This is a genomic window from Ilumatobacter sp. (genome assembly GCF_030065885.1).
Classification (GTDB): domain Bacteria; phylum Actinomycetota; class Acidimicrobiia; order Acidimicrobiales; family Ilumatobacteraceae; genus Ilumatobacter.
Genome location: NZ_JASJCS010000099.1, coordinates 1 through 17,410 on the forward strand (window position 1 = coordinate 1; position 17,410 = coordinate 17,410).

11 protein-coding genes and 1 pseudogene are annotated in these 17,410 nt (G+C 69.2%); 8 read left to right on the top strand and 4 right to left on the bottom strand.

Annotation, left to right across the window (positions count from 1 at the left end; genetic code table 11):
- From QNJ12_RS17995 to QNJ12_RS18005, 3 genes and pseudogenes are all read left to right on the top strand, one after another.
- Positions 1-686: pseudogene (locus QNJ12_RS17995) on the top strand (succinate--CoA ligase subunit beta); the annotation flags it as partial.
- A gap of 14 nt (positions 687-700) precedes the next feature.
- A complete protein-coding gene (gene sucD, locus QNJ12_RS18000; RefSeq protein WP_300624708.1) occupies positions 701-1,597 on the top strand; it encodes a succinate--CoA ligase subunit alpha in 897 nt (298 codons plus the stop codon).
- Between the two features lie 10 nt (positions 1,598-1,607).
- Positions 1,608-2,663 (top strand): methyltransferase domain-containing protein, encoded by a 1,056-nt coding sequence (locus QNJ12_RS18005; RefSeq protein WP_300624710.1) that lies wholly within the window; start codon positions 1,608-1,610, stop codon positions 2,661-2,663.
- A gap of 40 nt (positions 2,664-2,703) precedes the next feature.
- Here QNJ12_RS18005 and QNJ12_RS18010 read toward each other — a convergent pair whose 3' ends face one another.
- Positions 2,704-3,159: a hypothetical protein gene (locus tag QNJ12_RS18010; RefSeq protein ID WP_300624712.1), complete on the bottom strand. Its 456-nt coding sequence runs from the start codon at positions 3,157-3,159 to the stop codon at positions 2,704-2,706.
- A gap of 123 nt (positions 3,160-3,282) precedes the next feature.
- Here QNJ12_RS18010 and purH point away from each other — a divergent pair, with 123 nt between their 5' ends.
- The gene (gene purH, locus QNJ12_RS18015) at positions 3,283-4,824 is read left to right on the top strand and encodes a bifunctional phosphoribosylaminoimidazolecarboxamide formyltransferase/IMP cyclohydrolase (RefSeq protein WP_300624713.1); all 1,542 of its coding nucleotides are present in this window, start codon (positions 3,283-3,285) and stop codon (positions 4,822-4,824) included.
- Between the two features lie 308 nt (positions 4,825-5,132).
- Here purH and glyA read toward each other — a convergent pair whose 3' ends face one another.
- Positions 5,133-6,452 (bottom strand): serine hydroxymethyltransferase, encoded by a 1,320-nt coding sequence (glyA, locus tag QNJ12_RS18020; RefSeq protein WP_367281810.1) that lies wholly within the window; start codon positions 6,450-6,452, stop codon positions 5,133-5,135.
- Between the two features lie 85 nt (positions 6,453-6,537).
- Positions 6,538-7,020, bottom strand: a complete 483-nt coding sequence (locus QNJ12_RS18025) for a YbaK/EbsC family protein (RefSeq protein WP_300624717.1) — start codon at positions 7,018-7,020, stop codon at positions 6,538-6,540.
- An 80-nt stretch (positions 7,021-7,100) separates the two neighbouring features.
- Between QNJ12_RS18025 and QNJ12_RS18030 the strand changes: the two genes are divergently transcribed.
- Positions 7,101-9,107 carry an acyltransferase family protein gene (locus QNJ12_RS18030; protein WP_300624719.1) on the top strand — a complete coding sequence of 669 codons (2,007 nt, stop codon included), beginning with the start codon at positions 7,101-7,103 and terminating at the stop codon, positions 9,105-9,107.
- A 114-nt stretch (positions 9,108-9,221) separates the two neighbouring features.
- Positions 9,222-10,208, top strand: coding sequence for a malate dehydrogenase (locus QNJ12_RS18035; RefSeq protein ID WP_300624720.1), 987 nt, complete (start codon positions 9,222-9,224; stop codon positions 10,206-10,208).
- A 303-nt stretch (positions 10,209-10,511) separates the two neighbouring features.
- Here QNJ12_RS18035 and QNJ12_RS18040 read toward each other — a convergent pair whose 3' ends face one another.
- Positions 10,512-11,105 (bottom strand): TetR family transcriptional regulator, encoded by a 594-nt coding sequence (locus QNJ12_RS18040; RefSeq protein ID WP_300624721.1) that lies wholly within the window; start codon positions 11,103-11,105, stop codon positions 10,512-10,514.
- Between the two features lie 109 nt (positions 11,106-11,214).
- Between QNJ12_RS18040 and QNJ12_RS18045 the strand changes: the two genes are divergently transcribed.
- The gene (locus QNJ12_RS18045) at positions 11,215-12,528 is read left to right on the top strand and encodes a bifunctional o-acetylhomoserine/o-acetylserine sulfhydrylase (RefSeq protein WP_300624723.1); all 1,314 of its coding nucleotides are present in this window, start codon (positions 11,215-11,217) and stop codon (positions 12,526-12,528) included.
- Between the two features lie 514 nt (positions 12,529-13,042).
- Positions 13,043-17,410, top strand: a 4,368-nt coding sequence (locus tag QNJ12_RS18050) for an Ig-like domain-containing protein (protein WP_300624725.1), incomplete at its 3' end; no start/stop codon positions are given.

Here is a 17,410-nt window from a genome sequence, read left to right on the forward strand (position 1 = left end):
GCGTCGACGCCAAGCTGCCGGAGCGGGCGCTCGACGGCGCCGCCGACATCATCGTCAAGCTCTACCGGTGCTACACCGAGGGCGACTGCGACCTCGCCGAGATCAACCCGCTGATCCTCAAGCCGACGGGCGAGGTGCACGCGCTCGACGCAAAGGTGACGCTCGACGCGAGCGCGTGGTTCCGCCACCCCGAGTGGGACGACTACGAGCACACCGATGTGCTCGACGAGCGTGAGCGCCTCGCCCGCGAGCATCACCTGCAGTACATCGGCCTCGATGGCTCGGTGGGGATCATCGCCAACGGTGCCGGCCTCGCCATGTCGACGCTCGACGTCGTCAACCAGGTCGGTGGGCACGCGTCGAACTTCCTCGACGTGGGCGGCGGCGCCAACGCCGACCTCATGGCGGCGGCGCTCGACGTCATCAACCACGACGAGAGCGTGAAGTCGATCTTCATCAACATCTTCGGCGGGATCACACGCGGCGAGGAGGTCGCCACCGGCATCGTCGAGGCGATGGGCCGGGTCGACCTGCGGGCGCCGATCGTGATCCGCCTCGACGGCACGAACGCCGTCGAGGGGCGTCAGATCCTCGCCGACGCCGGCATCCCGGACGACCGGCTCATCTCGAAGCCGACCATGCTCGAGGCCGCCGAGACCGCCGTCGCGATCGCGAACGGGAACTGAGAGGAGACACCGACATGGCGATCTTCGTCGACGAGAACACCAAGGTCATCGTCCAGGGTCTGACGGGCGGCCAGGGCCGCTATCACGGCCTGCGCAACCGCGACTACGGCACCCAGATCGTGGGCGGCGTCACGCCCGGCAAGGGCGGACAGGACGTCGAGGGCATCCCGATCTTCGACAGCGTCGAGGAGGCCGTCGCTGCGACGGGCGCCACCGCCTCGTTCGCCGTGGTGCCGCCGAAGTTCGCGCCGGGCGCCATCATCGACGCAGCGGCGGCCGGCATCGAGTTCGTCGTCAGCATCACCGAGGGCATCCCCGCCCAGGACGAGGCCAGGGTCTTCAACACCCTCGTCCGCGACCATCCGAACACTCGCCTGCTCGGCCCGAACTGCCCCGGCATCATCAGCCCCGGCAAGTGCAACATCGGCATCACCGCCGGTGAGATCGCCGAGCTGCCGACCGCCGAAGGCCCCAACGTGGGCATCGTGAGCCGCTCGGGCACGCTCACGTACCAGGCGCTCTACGAGCTCAAGCAGAAGGGCATCGGCGTATCGACCTGCGTCGGCATCGGTGGTGACCCGGTGCCCGGCACCAACTTCATCGACTGCCTGTCCGAGTTCGAGGCCGACCCCGAGACGCACGCGATCATGCTGATCGGCGAGATCGGCGGCTCGGCCGAGGAGGAGGCCGCCGACTACATCACCGCGAGCGTCTCGAAGCCGATGGCCGCCTACATCGCCGGAGTGACCGCGCCCCCCGGCAAGAAGATGGGTCACGCCGGCGCCATCGTGTCGGGAGGCAAGGGCACTGCGCAGGGCAAGATGGACGCGCTCGCGGCCGCCGGCGTGCAGGTGGGGTTGAACCCGACCGAGGCCGGCGAACGCATGGCAGCGATCGTCGCGTCGCTCTGACCGACGTCGCGTGATCACCGACGATCGTCGCTTCGTCGAGGCGATCAACCGGCAGCGACTCGTCGCGGTCGCGCGCGACCTGGTCGACGACGCCGACCCCGAGGTTGCAGCGTTCGCCCGCGCCGCACTCGACGCGTGCGGCCGGATCGCCGACCGCGTCGCCGCCGAGCGCGCGGCGGTGGTCGAGCGCCTCCGTGCCAACGAGATCGCGGCCGAACCCGTCGACGACGTCGATCCGCCACTGCACCACTCGATCGAGCTCCGTGTCCCGGACGTCGACGCAGCCGAGCGCGCCGCCTCGGCCCTCGCGGAGGACGGGTACGAGCCGTCGGATCGCTGGACCGGTGGCGCACACCGCTCGTTCCGGCGAACCGCCGACGTGCTCACCGTGACGAGGACGACCGACTGCACGGTCGTCGTCCGGCTGCGCTGGCGCGATCGCCCCCCGCCGTCGCTGCTCGCCCGCGTCACACGACCGAGCGCCGCCGACTACCGGGCGATCGCCCTACCGGAAGCACTCTCGCCGGTGTACCGGCTGGTGCGGCCGGTTCGGCTGCTGGCCGACCGACTCGGGCTGCGGCCCCGATTCGAGGGCGGGCTCGGACCGTTCCTCGGCACGCCCGCCGATCTGATCGAACCCCTGCTGGACGTGGCCGACGTCGGCCCCGACGACGTCTTCGTCGACCTCGGGTGCGGGGACGGTCGCCTCGTGGTCGCTGCCGCCCTCAGCCGCGGGTGTCGAGCGATCGGCGTCGAATCGGACCCTGCCTTGGCCGCGACCGCGCGGCGCAGTGTCGATGCCGCGGACCTCGGCGCACGCGCCGAGATCGTGCACGGCGACGCGCGGGCGTTCGATCTCACCGCCGTGACCGCCGTCTTCCTGTTCCTCCCGATCGGCGTCGCCGGTGGGCTCGTCGACGTCCTCCTCCGACGGCTACCGCGACACGCCCGCCTCGTGGTGCACGAGCAGCATGGACTCCCCGCCCCGTCGCCGGCCGCCGAGAGCCTCGCCGTCGTGTCGAGAGAATCGGTGACCGTGGCTCACCGCTGGATCGTCGGGCCGTAGGCGCGCCACCAACTCGGTGGCGCGTCTGGTGTGTCGCCGATCAGTCCGCCGCAGTGGGGTCGTCCGATCCGCCCGGCAGGTCGACGGTCTCGGCGCCCTTGCCGAGCAGCGCCATCACGGCGCCCACCGCCATGGCGAGTGAACCGAAGAACATCAGCCAGAACCCGGCGCCCTTGTCGGCGCCGCCGAAGTCGGCGCTGATCCACGAGAGCATGATGCCGGACGCACTGATGCCCCACGTGGCCTTCAGCTGGGCCTGGTTGAACGTCAGCACCTCCTTCGGCAGTGAGACGCCTGCGAGCTCGAGGCCGATCCAGACGACCGCGATGAGCCCGAGGATCGCCGGCACGGTCGTGGCGAACGCGCCCGCGTCGCTGTCCCAGGCCGAGACGCCGCCGAAGCGGTCGAGGTCGAAGAAGTCGAGGAACGAGAAGATGAACGTGACGAGTCCTCCGATCCCGATGATCAGGTCGGCGACGGTGATCTTGCTCTGCATGGAACCTCCTCCGGTCCGACTCGACCGTAGCGATCCCGCGCGTTCCGGATCGTGGAATTGCCGCGCTGACATTTCGTTCGGATCGCGGACCGTCGGCAGGTCGGCTGGCTACCGTCGCGGCTCGTGCCCACCGCATTGCTGTCCGTGTACGACAAGACCGGCATCGCCGAGCTCGCCTCCCAGCTCCACCGGCTCGGATGGGACATCGTGTCGAGTGGCGGTACCGCCAAGGCCATCGCCGACGCCGGCGTCCCCGTGACCGACGTCGCCGACTGGACCGGTGTACCGGCGATCCTCGACCACCGCGTCGTGACGCTCCACCCGAAGGTGCACGGCGGCATCCTCGGTGATCCGACGAACCCGGCGCACCGGGCCGACATGGAGGAGTACGGCATCACGCCGATCTCGCTGGTCGTGGCCAACCTGTATCCGTTCGGCAGCGACACCGCGGCGTTCGAGCACGGTTCGGGAGAGGCCGTCGAGTTGATCGACATCGGTGGCCCGGCGATGGTGAGGGCGTCGGCGAAGAACCACGCACACGTCGCCGTGGTCGTCGACCCGTCCGACTACACGACGGTGCTGGCCGACCTGAGCGAGCACGGCGAGATCACCGCCACGACCCGCCGCCGGCTGGCCCGCGACGCCTTCGCCCACACGGCCGCCTACGACGCCGCGATCGTGACGTGGTTCGACGAGAGCGAGGCGGATCCCGATCCGCTCCCGCGAACGATCCACGCCGCGCTCGAGCGGGCGGACGTGTTGCGATACGGCGAGAACCCCCACCAGCAGGGAGCCCGCTATCGCTTCGCGGGCCAGACGAGCTGGTGGGATTCCATGACCCAGCACGGCGGCAAGGCGCTCAGCTACCTCAACCTCTACGACACCGAGGCGGCGTGGCGGCTCGTGCACCGATTCGACGGCCCCGCCTGCGTGGTGGTGAAGCACGCGAATCCGTGCGGTGTCGCGATCGGCGAGGGCGACGGCGACCCGATCGCCGACGCCTACGTCAAGGCGAATGCATGTGACCCGGTCAGCGCGTTCGGCGGCATCGTCGCCGTCAACGGCACCGTCACGGCCGCGATGGCCGAGCCACTGTCGTCGGTGTTCACCGAGGTTGTCGTGGCGCCGGCATACGAGGCGGACGCGCTCGACGTACTGCTCGCCAAGAAGAACCTCCGGGTCATCACGGCGGACGCGCCGGGGGAGTGGGCGTTCGATCTCAAGCCGCTCGACGGCGGTCTGATCGTCCAGCAGCCGGACCCGGTGTCGGTCGATCGAACCGACTGGAGGGTCGTCACCGCTGCCCGACCGAGCGACGCACAGTGGGACGATCTGGTGTTCGCGTGGCAGGTGTGCGCCGCTGTCACTAGCAACGCGATCGTCTACGCCAAGGACCGACAGGCGTTCGGCATCGGTGCCGGGCAGCAGAACCGGCTCGACTCCGCTCGCATCGCGGCCGAGCGATCGGCCGGTCGTGCCGAGGGGGGTGTCTGCGCGAGCGACGCCTTCTTCCCGTTCCGCGACGGCTTGGACGCCGCCGCCGAGGCTGGCATCGCGGCGGTGATCCAGCCGGGTGGCAGCGTGCGCGACGAGGAGGTCATCGCCGCAGCCGACGAACACGGCATCGCGATGGTCTTCACCCACACCCGCCACTTCCGCCACTGATCTGATTCCGGCTGGATCGCACGCTCGCGGCGTTGCGTCTCGCCGCTCGCTGCCCCGAGGCAGCTCGGGCTCGCCGCGCCTTGCGAGCGCACGATCCAGCTCGGAATCAGGGGACCTGGTCGCGGGCTGGGTGCCTATCAGGTGGGTGGGGCGGACACGCTGGTGGCGTTGCGTCTCGCCGCTCGCTGACCCGAGGCAGCTCGGGCTCGCCGCGCCTTGCGAGCGCACGATCCAGCTCGGAATCAGGGCCTGGGTCGCGGTCGGGTGCTCGTCAGGTCGGTGGGGGGACACGCTGGTGGCGTTGCGGCTCACCGCTCGCTGGAGCCGGTGAAGTGGACCTGGTCGAACCTTGCTCGGAAGGCGGTGACGTCGGCGGCGACGGGGTCGGGGTCGGTGGTGAGCAGCGCACGCTGCAGCAGGTCGGCGAGCGCAGGCATGTCGGACGCCGTCGCGCCCCAGCGGACGAGTTCGTTGGTGCCGACTCGGATGCCGTCGTCGAGTCCGCTCGGCAGACCGATTGCAGAGACGAGGATGTTCGACCTCCGGAGATGGCGGGCCAGCACATGGCCGCCACCGAACGTACGGGCGTCGACGGCGAACGCGTGCGACCGGGTCGGCGTACCGTCACACCGGAACACGGGTACATCCCTGGCCAGCAGCTCGGCGGCGAGTAAGGCGGCGGTCTCGGTCATCGCCGCTGCGTGTTCCCGGCCCACTTCGATCCACTCGCTGAGCGTGATCGCGAGTGCCGCTGTCTGGGCGGCGTCGAAGTTCGCGGTGAGGCCGGGGAAGACGATCCGGTCGACGCGCTGCGCCAGCTCGGCGTCGTTCGTGACGAGGAGGCCCGACGGCGGGCCGGCCAGGCTCTTGTACGCGCTCATCGTCATGAGGTGGGCGCCCGCAGCCAGCGGGTTGGGCCAGGCGCCCCCGGCGATCGGGCCGGAGAGATGGGCGGCGTCGAACAGCACGATGGCGCCGACGTCATCAGCAACGGCGCGCACGCCCTCGACGTCGTGGAGCGCCAGGTTCAGGCTGCCTCCGATCGTGATCACGCGCGGCCGAACCTCGCGCGCGAGGGCAGCGAGTGCAGCGACGTTGACCGTGTACCGCGTGGCGTCGACCGGCGCCTCGTGGACCCTGAGCCCGTAGAGGCCGGCCGCACCGGGCGTGTGGTGGGTGACGTGCCCGGCGATGGTCGCCGGCGGGGCGATGATCGGGTCGCCCGGTCTCGCGCACGCCATGAAGGCGCACAGGTTGGCGATCGCACCCGACGGCAGCCTGACCTCTGCGAAGTCGGCGTCGAACACGCGAGCCGCGAGCTCGGCCGCGATCACCTCGACCTGCTCGATCGCTTCGAGGCCGGTCTCGTACTTCGCTCCCGGGTAACCGAGGGAGGGACGTGTGCCGAGCCCCGAGGCGAGCGCGGCCTCGGCCCGCGGACTCATCGTGTTCGTCGCGGGGTTGAGGTTGACGCAGTCAACGGCGTGCGTCCGTCGGTTGAGATCGATCAGCTCGCCGATCCGCCGGATCTGGTCGGAGGGCAGGCGAGTGGCCGCTGTGTCGGCGATCGACCGGACGAGCGCCTCCGACGCCTCCGGGACCCACGAACGGGTTACGAGGCGCGACACCTTCGACACGGACACACCTTGCCAAACGAACTCGCCGCCGACTCGGTCGGGGTCGCTGCGGGCCGCCCCGACCGGTGCTGCGGCGTCAGCCGGCGGGCTTGGCGAGGTCCTCGATCACCTCGGCGCCCGGCAGCGCAGCGAGTGCTGAGGGCGGGACGAGCAGCTTGCGGTCTCGCGAGCCGCCGCCGACGATCACGTCGGGCACGTCCATGATCCGTGCGTCGATCCAGAGTGGGAGCCCGGCCGGGAGTCCGAACGGCGTGACCCCACCGATCTGCATCCCGGTCATCGCGGCCGTCTCGTCAGCCGACGCGAACGACGCCTTCTTGACGCCGAACCGCTTGCGCACGACGCCGTTGACGTCGAGACGGGTAGTCGCCAGGACGAGGCAGGCGGCATAGACCCGCGGCTCGCTCTTCCCGACGACCACGATGGCGTTCGCCGACTGATCGAGGCCGTATCCGTACGTCTCGCAGAAGGCCGCCGTGTCGGCGAGCTCGGGGTCGCACGGCACCACCTCGTACGGCTGTCCGGTCGCGGCGGCTGCTTCGAGAACCTCGTCGCTCATCGCGGGGACCATAGTCACGGCGGCTCCGCAGCCATGGTGTGAACGCCGAAACGGGTGCTGCCTCGGCGATACTGGTGCGAATGGCCGAGGCGACCCACGCCGAGGCGCGCCCCATGCGCCGATCGACGAACCTGAGCGACGTTCCGTACCTGCCCGGGCTCGACGGCATGCGCGCGCTCGCCGTGATCGCCGTGCTGATCTACCACGCCAACCCGGAATGGCTCTCGGGTGGCTTCCTCGGCGTCGAGGTCTTCTTCGTCATCAGCGGCTACCTGATCACGTTGCTCCTCATGTCCGAGCGCGAGCACCTGGGCACGGTCCGCATCGGTGCGTTCTGGATGCGCCGGGCCCGGCGGCTCCTGCCGGCACTGTTCGTGATGCTGTTCCTGCTGCTGGTGTACACCACCTTCTTCCGCGCCGACACCCTCGGCAAGCTGCGCGGCGACATGCTCGGCGGGCTGCTCTACGTCTCGAACTGGTACCAGATCTGGGTCGGCCAGGGGTACAGCGCGTCGGGCGACTTCGCGCCGCTGCGCCACCTGTGGAGCCTCGGCGTCGAGGAGCAGTTCTACCTCGTGTGGCCGATCGTGATGCTGCTCCTGCTGCGGCGGAACGGCACCCGCAACCTCGCGTTGACCGCACGCTGGCTGGCCCTCGCGGCCGTCATCGTCACGGTGCTGATGGCGGTGCTCTACCACCCCGGTCGGATCGGGGACTGCGGCGTCAACCCCGAGGCCTACTGGACGTTCGGCGAGCGGTGCATCTCGAAGGCCGACGCGCTGTACCTGTCGACGATCACGAGATCCGGCGGCCTCCTGCTCGGCGCCGCGTTCGCGATGGTGTGGCGCCCGGTCGCGATCATGCGCGGGCCACTGCGGAACGCGGCGCGCCTGCTCGACATGGTCGCCGTCGTCGGCCTGCTGCTGCTCGCCCTGCTCTCGTGGCGGCTGCACTTCGTCACACCCGCCGGCGCCGACCCGTGGCTGTTCCGCGGCGGCTTCCTCCTCACGTCGTTCGCGACGTTGATGGTGATCGCCGCGGTCACGCACCGCCGGACCCTCGTCGGCCGCCTGCTCGGCATGCGGCCGTTGCTGTGGGTCGGGACCCGCTCGTACGGGTTGTACCTGTACTCCTGGCCGATCTACCAGGTCATCCGCGAGGTCGCCGGCAACGCCCTCACGCTGCCGCAGTTCATCGCAGCCATGTTCGCCACCGTCGTCATCACCGAGCTGTCGTACACGCTGATCGAGACGCCGATCCGTCGACGCCAGGTGCCGAGCTGGCTGCGCGACCCGGGTCGCCGGCGTGAGCCCCGGGCGCGACGACTCGTCGCACTCGGCGTGGCGGCGTGCATGCTGTTCCTCGCGATCGGCATCATCCGGCTCGGCACCGCCGACCTGCAGCAGAACGAGATCGCGCAGGCGCTCGAAGAGGGCGCCGAGAACGTCACCTCCATCGACGAGCTGCTGGGCACCCCGTCGCCGGACGGTGAGACCGCAGCCCCGGCGGATGCCACGACCACGGCGACGACGCAGCCGTTCGTCGCCGCCGACGAGCCGGCGCCCGAGTCGACGACGACCACCTCGACGACCACGACGTCGACCACCACGACGCTGCCGCCCGAACCGGTCGACTACCTCGCGATCGGCGACTCGGTGATGCAGGGCGCCGCGGGTGTCCTCAGCGACCGCGGGTACACGGTCAACGCCGAGGTAAGCCGCCAGATGATCGACATGGTCGGCGTCATGCAGCAGCTCGGCGACGCCGATCTCTTCGGCGACCCGGTCATCATCCACCTCGGTACGAACGGACCGTTCACCGAGGAGACCCTCAACGACTTCCTGCGACCACTCAGCAGCGTGCCGAACGTGATCATCTTGAACATCCGGGCGAACCGGCCGTGGACCGCCAACAACAACGCGTTGCTCGAGGCGCGGGACCGCCCGGGCGACAACATCATCCTGCTCGACTGGGCCGCGCTGTCGAACAACTGCACCGGCAACTGCTTCGCCGCCGACGGGATCCACCTCTCGGCCGACGGGCAACGGTTCTACGCCAACATGATCGGCGACATCACGGGCCGCTGATCGGCCCGAGCGCCGAGCCGGTCACCGGTCGCCTGGATCGGGTGGGCGGTCGGTTGGTCGGTCGGGTGGTGGTCGGTTGGGAGCCGTCCCGACGACGGCCCTACGCTTCGCTCCATGACGTCTCCAGTTCGTGTCGCAGTCACCGGTGCCGCCGGGCAGATCGGCTACTCCCTCCTGTTCCGCATCGCGTCGGGATCGATGCTCGGGCCCGACACCCCCGTCGCGCTCCAGCTCCTCGAGATCACGCCGACGCTCGGCGCGCTCGAGGGCGTGAAGATGGAGCTCGACGACAGCGCGTTCCCGTTGGTCTCCGAGATCGTCTGCACCGACGACGCCGACACCGCGTTCGGCGACGCGGACGTCGCGCTGTTGGTCGGCGCGATGCCGCGCAAGGCCGGCATGGAGCGCGCCGACCTGCTCGAGGCCAACGGCGGCATCTTCAAGCCGCAGGGTGAGGCGCTGTCAAGGTCGGCCAAGCGCGACGTCAAGGTGCTCGTGGTCGGCAACCCGGCGAACACGAACGCGCTGATCGCGATGAGCAACGCTGCCGACCTCGATCCCGGCCGCTTCACGGCGATGACCCGGCTCGACCACAATCGCGCCATCAGCCAGATCTCCGCACGGCTCGGCGCTTCGGTCAACGACGTGAAGAGGATGACCATCTGGGGCAACCACTCCACGACCCAGTACCCCGACCTGTTCCACTGCGAGGTCGGTGGCCGCAACGCGTACGAGGCTGTCGGTGACCACGAGTGGGTCGATCAGTCGTTCATCCCGACCGTCGCCAAGCGCGGCGCGGCCATCATCAATGCCCGCGGCGCGTCGTCAGCTGCCTCGGCCGCGTCGGCCGCCGTGGACCACATCCGCGACTGGACGCTCGGCACGCCTGATGGCGACTGGGTCTCGATGGCGATCCCCTCCGACGGCAGCTACGGCGTACCCGAGGGCATCATCTCGAGCTTCCCGTGCGTGTGCCGCGACGGTGCGTACGAGATCGTGCAGGGCCTCGACATCGACGAGTACAGCCGCGGCAAGATCGACGCGTCCGCCGACGAGCTCGTGGGCGAGCGGGACGCGGTCGCCGGACTCGGCCTCGTCTGACCTCGAATGGGCTTCGCCGACCGGCGGAGCCCGATCGGCTGCGCCTTCGAGTTCGCTGTCTCTGCGTTGCTTCGACGCTCGCCCACCTCGGTGGTGTGACGTGTCGGCGGGTGAGATGAGCGGTGACGAGCATGCTCGAGACGCCGGATCGGCGGTGCTGCCGAGCTCGCCGGCTCTGCGTTGCTTCGACGCCCGCCTGCCTCGGTGGTGCGACGTGTTCGGCAGGTGAGATGCGGGGGTGGCGAGGTTGTTCGAGGCGCCGGATCGGCGGCGAGCCGTTGGGGTCGCAGCCTCCCGTGCTTGTCAGCTGGTGGGCTCGTCGCCCAGTTCGCCCCGAAGTCCGATCAGGAGGAATCGGAGGCCGGTCTCGAACGCGGCGTCGTCATCGTGCGTCGTCGCGTGGCCGTCGGTGAGCTGCACGAGCACGTGGCCGATCACGAAGCCGACGAACGAGTCGAGGATCCATGCTGCGGCGTGATCGTCGAAGCCGAACTCGACGAGTCGTTGCCGAGCCGCTGCGGTGGGTGCCGCGGTGAACAGTGAAGTCGGCAACCGGGTCGCGGCGAGCGCAGCCATGTTCGGGTGGTCGAGGAATGTCCGTCGGAGGTGCTGCGCGTAGTCGGCCAGCAGGTCCGCCGGAGACGACGATGCTTCGGTGCGATGCTCGTGCGGCAGCATCGTCTCGACCATCGCTTCCAGCAGCGCCGCCTTGTTGGGGATGTGGTGGTAGATCGACATCGCTTCGACCCCGAGCTCGCTCCCGAGTCGGCGCATGGTGAGCGCCTCGAGGCCGTCACGATCGACGATCTCGAGGGCGGCGTCGACGATGCCGGCCGTGTCGAGGCCCGGCGAGTCGTCGGCTTGGATGGCTCCCTCAGCCGTGAGCGTCGAGGTCACGGCCGAACACCGTAAGGCGAACGGTTTCGCTGCCCGCGGATCCCCGCCGGCGACCTTGCCAGCAAACACGACTTTCCAGGTCGGGTTTCAAGCCTCTAGTGTCGCGCCGATGAGCGAGAACTGGGGCTTCGAGACCAAGCAGATCCACGTCGGCGGCGACCCCGACACGGCGACCGGTGCGCGCGCCGTGCCGATCTACCAGACGACGTCCTACGAGTTCCGCGACACCGAGCACGCGGCGAACCTGTTCGGCCTCGCGGAGGTCGGCAACATCTACACGCGGATCATGAACCCGACACAGGGGGCGCTCGAGGCGCGTCTCAACGCGCTCGAGGGAGGTTGCACGACGGCGATCGGCATCCCGGGTGCGCTGGCCGTGTCGTCCGGCCAGGCCGCCTCCACGCTCGCCATCCTGACGCTCGCCGAGTCGGGCGACCATGTCGTCGCGTCGGCGTCGCTGTACGGCGGCACGTACAACCTCCTCCACTACACGATGCCGAAGATGGGCATCGAGGTGTCGTTCATCGACGATCCCGACGACCTCGACGCGTGGCGCGCGGCGGTGCAGCCGAACACCAAGGCGTTCTACGGCGAGGTGCTGGCGAACCCGCGCAACAACTTCTTGGACATCGAGAACATCGCCGACGTCGCACACGAGAACGGCATCCCGTTCATCGTCGACAACACCGTGCCGACGCCGTACCTCGTGCAGCCGATCAAGTGGGGCGCCGACATCGTCGTGCACTCGCTGACCAAGTTCTGCGGGGGGCACGGCACGTCGATCGGCGGCGCGATCATCGACGGCGGCACGTTCGACTACGGCGCGTCGGGTCGGTTCCCGAACTTCACCGAGCCCGATCCGAGCTACCACGGCCTCGCGTACTGGCCGGCGCTCGGCCACGGCAGCTTCATCCTGAAGGCGCGCGTCCAGCTCCTTCGCGACCTCGGCATGGCGATCTCACCGATGAACGCGTTCCTCGTCCTCCAGGGTCTCGAGACGCTGAGCCTGCGGATGGACCGCCACTGGGAGAACGCGCAGGCGGTCGGTGAGTACCTCGACGGTCACGCGCAGGTCACGAGCGTGTCGTACGCCGGCCTCGAGTCCAGCCCCTGGCACGACCGCACCCGCGTCTACGGCGGCGGCAAGGGCTACGGGTCGATCATCGCGTTCGACATCGAGGGCGGGCTCGAGGCCGGCAAGAAGTTCGTCGAGGCGCTCACCTTGCACAGCCACGTCGCCAACATCGGAGACGTCCGCAGCCTGGTGATCCAGCCGTCGACGACGACGCACAGCCAGCTCACTCCGGACGAGCAGGCCGCGACCGGCGTCACGCCGGGGCAGGTCCGCCTGAGCGTCGGCCTCGAGTCGATCGAGGACATCATCGCCGACCTCGACGCCGGGTTCGCCGCTGCGGCCGGCTGACAGCACCGCTCGTGCCGATACACCGTTCACCTGCGCTTCTTACACCGTAAGAGCCGCGTGCTCACTGCGCAGTGGTGCCGAAGGATGCCGGCGGCAGCGTCGTCGACCGGCTAGATCGGCGGACACTCGGGTCGCGGGTCGAGCGTGCAGTGATGTGTTCGGGTGGCGGGGCGTCGCAGAGCGACGCGGGTCGGGAGTCGCGCGTGCGGTGATGGTCGCCGATGGCGGGGCGTCGCGGGACGACGCGGGTCGGGAGTCGGGCGTGCGCTGATGGTGGTCGGTCGCCGGCGGACGGAGGTCAGCGAACGACGGTCTGCGCTGCGTTAGCGTTCCTCTGTGCTGCTCGCGACGCCACGTAGCGGCGTGCGGTCCCGGAACGATCTCTTTGCCGAGGTTGCCTGGACGCGTGTGCCTGCAACCACCGCCCCGGTGCGTTCAACTCGAAGCGTCGTCGAGCCGAAGAATTGTACGGCCCGAGTCGATCCGTCCAGGACCGTCCGCCAGAGATGACCACATGCCACTAACTCGACCTCGCACGACCGGGAACGCGGCGAGTCCGTCGCGCCGCTCGACCTCGCTGCGACTTGCGATCGTTGCCGTGCTCGTCATCTGGGTGTCGTTCGCGTTCGCCTCCGTCGCATCGGCGGCGCCGACCTTGTCGGTCGTGAAGACGTCGAGCGCCAACGGCGGGCCGGTGTACCCGGGCGAAACGATCACCTACACGATCGTGGTCACGAATTCCGGTCCGGATCCCGCACCCGCGGTCACGGTCACCGACACGCTGCCACCCGGCGTCACCTACGTCGGCGGGTCGGCGCAGAAGACCTACCCGTCGGGCACGGCGACCGGCTCGTTCACGCAGGACGTCGGAGCCGCGACGTTCGACACGGCCGGCCTCACCCAGACCTACACGGTCACGTCGGCCGACGTGCCGTCGGGCGCAACGCTCACGAGCTACGGCTTCACGACGACCGGCAGCACGACCGACTGGCTCTCCGACATCTCGCTCGCAGCGACCTACCCGAGCGGTACGGCCTACACGCTGCCCGCCGGCACGTTCGGGGGTGACGGTGCGGGCAGCTGGAACGAGACGCGAGGGCCGGGCCCGTTCGGTGGGCCTGCCGAGGGCGCCTACACGTTCGTGTGGGACGACGGCTTCAACGGTGTCGCCGGCGATGACAACACGATCAGTACGGCGGAGTTCACGATCGGCTACTCCTACCGCACGACCGCGACCGACGCTGCAGGCGCTCCGCCGTCGCTCGTCACCGCTGCGGACGCCATCACGCTCGGCGTCGGCGAGTCGATGACGATCACGTTCGACGTCGTCGTCGACGCTCCGCTGGCCGCCGGCATCACCGACCTGTCGAACTCGGTGACCGCGGACGCGACCGGCGCAACCCCGGTGGTGGCTTCGGTCACGGACGCGGTCGAGAACCCGCCGGCGCTGTCGGTCACCAAGGTGGACGGCCCCGACCCGGTACTCGTCGGTGACACGTTGACCTACACGCTGGACATCGCCAACGCAGGGACCGAGGCAACCAACGTCGTCGTCACCGACTCGCTCCCGTCGAACGTCAGCTTCGACAGCGCGACGTTCACGGTCGGAACCGGCGCGTGCTCGGAGTCGGGAGGGGTGGTGACGTGCACGATCGCGTCGCTGCCGGCGGGCGGGACCGCGCAGATCGAGATCGAGACAACCGTCACGGGACTGACCGGGTCCCAGACGGTGCCCTCCGCGGCGAGCCCGCTGCGAGTCGAGTCCGGCGGCTCGACGACCGGCCCTGCGTACCGCACCGAGGACTGGGTCGGTGACGACTCGCCGGCTGGCCCGGTGATCACGATCGCGGTGTCGGCCGGCAGCTTCACCGGCCCGGCAGACGCACCGTTCATCGCGGGTGGCCTCTTCGGCACGTTCGACGCCTACGACGACGTGTACGGGCTCGGCAGCCCGACCGGGGATCAGTCGTTCCAGCCGAGGCTGTTCTGGGACACGACGCCGGAATCGGGCACGCCGGCCTCCGACGACGGCGGAACCGGCATCCTCACGTTCGATTTCTCGGAGCCCGTCGTCGATCCCGTGCTCCACATCGATCGCCTCGGCGGATTCACCGGCACGACGAGCACGTCGGTGGTGCTGACACTGCTCGACGGGCTCACCTGGACCGAGCTCTCCGGATCCGTCGACTTCACCACGACGTCCACGACGGCACTTCGCGACGTCAACGAGGCCGGCAACGGCAACGCTGAGTGCGACAACTCCGGTGGTACGGCTTGTGGCACGTTGCGGATCGACGGCACGTTGACTCAGGTTCGGATGCAGTACGCCCCGGCGCCAGGGACGCTCGAGGGCCCCGGCGGCGACGAGATCGAGATCATCTGGGACATCGAGCCTCGGGCCGACGTCACCGTCGACAAGACGGCCGACGACATCATCGGGAACGAGGGCGACACGTTCACGTACACGGTGACGGTCGGCAACGAGGGCCCGAACACAGCGACGAACGTCAGCGTGGCCGACACCCTCCCGGCCGGCGTGACACTGACCGGTTCGAGTGCATCGCAGGGGTCGTTCGCGGGTGGCGTGTGGACGGTCGGACAGCTCGCCTCGGGCGCAAGCGCCACCCTCGACCTCACCGTGCAGATCGATGCCGGCGTCGGTGCGACGGTCCTGGAGAACACCGCTACCGCGACGAGCCTCGAGAGTGATGACGACCTCGTGAGCAACGTGGGTCACGTCTCGACCTACACGTGTCCGGCCGGGACCACGCCGAACGTCGTCCAGGTGACCTCGGACGCTCTCCTCGAGGTCGTGACGTCCGACAACGGAGCGCAGGGCTGCACCACGGTCGTCGATCCGGCGACGATCACCATCATCAAGGAGGCGAACCCGGCCGACGACGGCACGACGTTCGAGTTCACCGCATATGACGGCACCGGAACGGCCACCAACATCTTCGCCGGGCCCAGCTCGACGGTGACCCTCGACGACGACGGCACCACGGGTGGCCCCGGCGGCACGAACACCGACGGCGGCAACGTCGGCACGACGATCGATCTGTTCCCAGGGACGTTCGTCATCGCCGAGTCGGCGGTCGCGCTCTGGGAGGTCGGTGGCCTGGCGTGCACGAGCGACGGCGTCAGCAGCACGGTCGCGTACGGCGACTTCACAGGCGCCTTCGTCGGCAGCTTCACGAACAACGGCGACGACGCGTTCGCGACAGGGGAGGCGGCTGTCGAGATCAGGTTGGCGGAGGGCGAGAACGTCACCTGCACGTTCACGAACGACGCTCTGCCGGATGCAGCGGCCGATTCGTACACGACCGACGAAGACGTCGCGCTGAGCGTGACGGATCCGGCGCTGGGTCTGCTCGCCAACGATCGTCTGGGTGTCGAGCCGACGACGGTCACGGCATTCGACGCGACGTCGGCGAACGGCGGCACGGTGTCGGTCGGCGCCGATGGCACGTTCAGCTACGACCCGCCGGCCGACTTCTTCGGGACCGACACCTTCACGTACACGATCACCGATGCCAACGGGAACACGTCGACCGAGACCGTCACCATCACCGTGAACGACGTGAACGACCCGCCGGATGCAGTGGACGACACGGCGTCGACCGTCGAGGAGGCGCCGGTCGCCATCGACGTGTTGGCCAACGACTCCGACCCGGACGGCACACTCGACCCAAGCTCCGTGACGGGCGGCGACGGCGTGAACGGGTTGCTCGAGCCGTCGAACGGCTCGCTGTCGGTCAATCCGACGACCGGCGAGATCACGTACACGCCCGACCCGGGGTTCGTCGGGTCGGACTCGTTCGCGTATCGCGTCTGCGACGACGACGGCGACTGCGACATCGCGATCGTGACGGTGACGGTGTCCGACGAGGGCTCGCCCGATGCGATCGATGACACCGCCACGGTGGCGGAAGAGGCGGCCACGCCGGTTGTGGTCGACGCGTTGGCGAATGACGATCTGACCGATGATGCGACGTATCTGACCGGGAGCTTGGACACGACCGGCACCGCGGGCGCGGTGGTGGACAATGGTGATGGCACGTTCGACTACACGCCGGCGCCGGCGTTCGTGGGTGCCGACACGTTCACGTACACGATTTGTGATGACGACACGCCGACAGCGACGTGTGACACCGCGACGGTGACGGTGACGGTGACCGACGAGGGCTCGCCCGACGCTGTGGATGACACCGAGACCGTCGCGGAGGACACCGCCACGGCGACGGTGATCGACGCGCTGGCGAACGATGACCTGACCGATGACGCCACGTACCTGATCGGCTCGCTCGATACGACGGGCACGGCGGGGACGGTTGTCGACAATGGTGATGGCACGTTCGACTACACCCCGGCATCCGGCTTTTCGGGGACGGACACGTTCGCGTACACGATCTGTGACGACGACACGCCGACGGCGACGTGTGACACTGCCACGGTCACGGTGACGGTGACCGATGAGGGCAGCCCCGACGCTGTGGATGACACCGCGACGGTGGTGGAGGACACGACCGTGGCGACGGTGATCGACGCGCTGGCGAACGACGATCTGACCGACGACGCCACCTATCTCACCGGCTCGCTGGACACCACGGGCACAGCGGGCACGGTGGTGGACAATGGTGATGGCACGTTCGACTACACCCCGGCATCCGGCTTCGTCGGGACCGACAGCTTCTCGTACACGATCTGTGATGACGACACGCCGACGGCGACGTGTGACACTGCCACGGTCACGGTGACGGTGACCGATGAGGGCAGCCCCGACGCTGTGGATGACATCGCGACGGTGGTGGAGGACACGGCGACGGCGACGGTGATCGATGCGTTGGCGAACGACGATCTGACCGACGACGCCGCGTATCTC

What these genes read in the sequence shown, in the direction of transcription:
- sucD (WP_300624708.1), top strand. Translation starts at nt 701, where the DNA reads ATGGCGATCTTCGTCGACGAGAACACCAAGGTCATCGTCCAGGGTCTG.
- QNJ12_RS18010 (WP_300624712.1), bottom strand. Translation starts at nt 3,159, where the DNA reads ATGCAGAGCAAGATCACCGTCGCCGACCTGATCATCGGGATCGGAGGA.
- QNJ12_RS18025 (WP_300624717.1), bottom strand. Translation starts at nt 7,020, where the DNA reads ATGAGCGACGAGGTTCTCGAAGCAGCCGCCGCGACCGGACAGCCGTAC.
- QNJ12_RS18030 (WP_300624719.1), top strand. Translation starts at nt 7,101, where the DNA reads ATGGCCGAGGCGACCCACGCCGAGGCGCGCCCCATGCGCCGATCGACG.
- QNJ12_RS18035 (WP_300624720.1), top strand. Translation starts at nt 9,222, where the DNA reads ATGACGTCTCCAGTTCGTGTCGCAGTCACCGGTGCCGCCGGGCAGATC.
- QNJ12_RS18045 (WP_300624723.1), top strand. Translation starts at nt 11,215, where the DNA reads ATGAGCGAGAACTGGGGCTTCGAGACCAAGCAGATCCACGTCGGCGGC.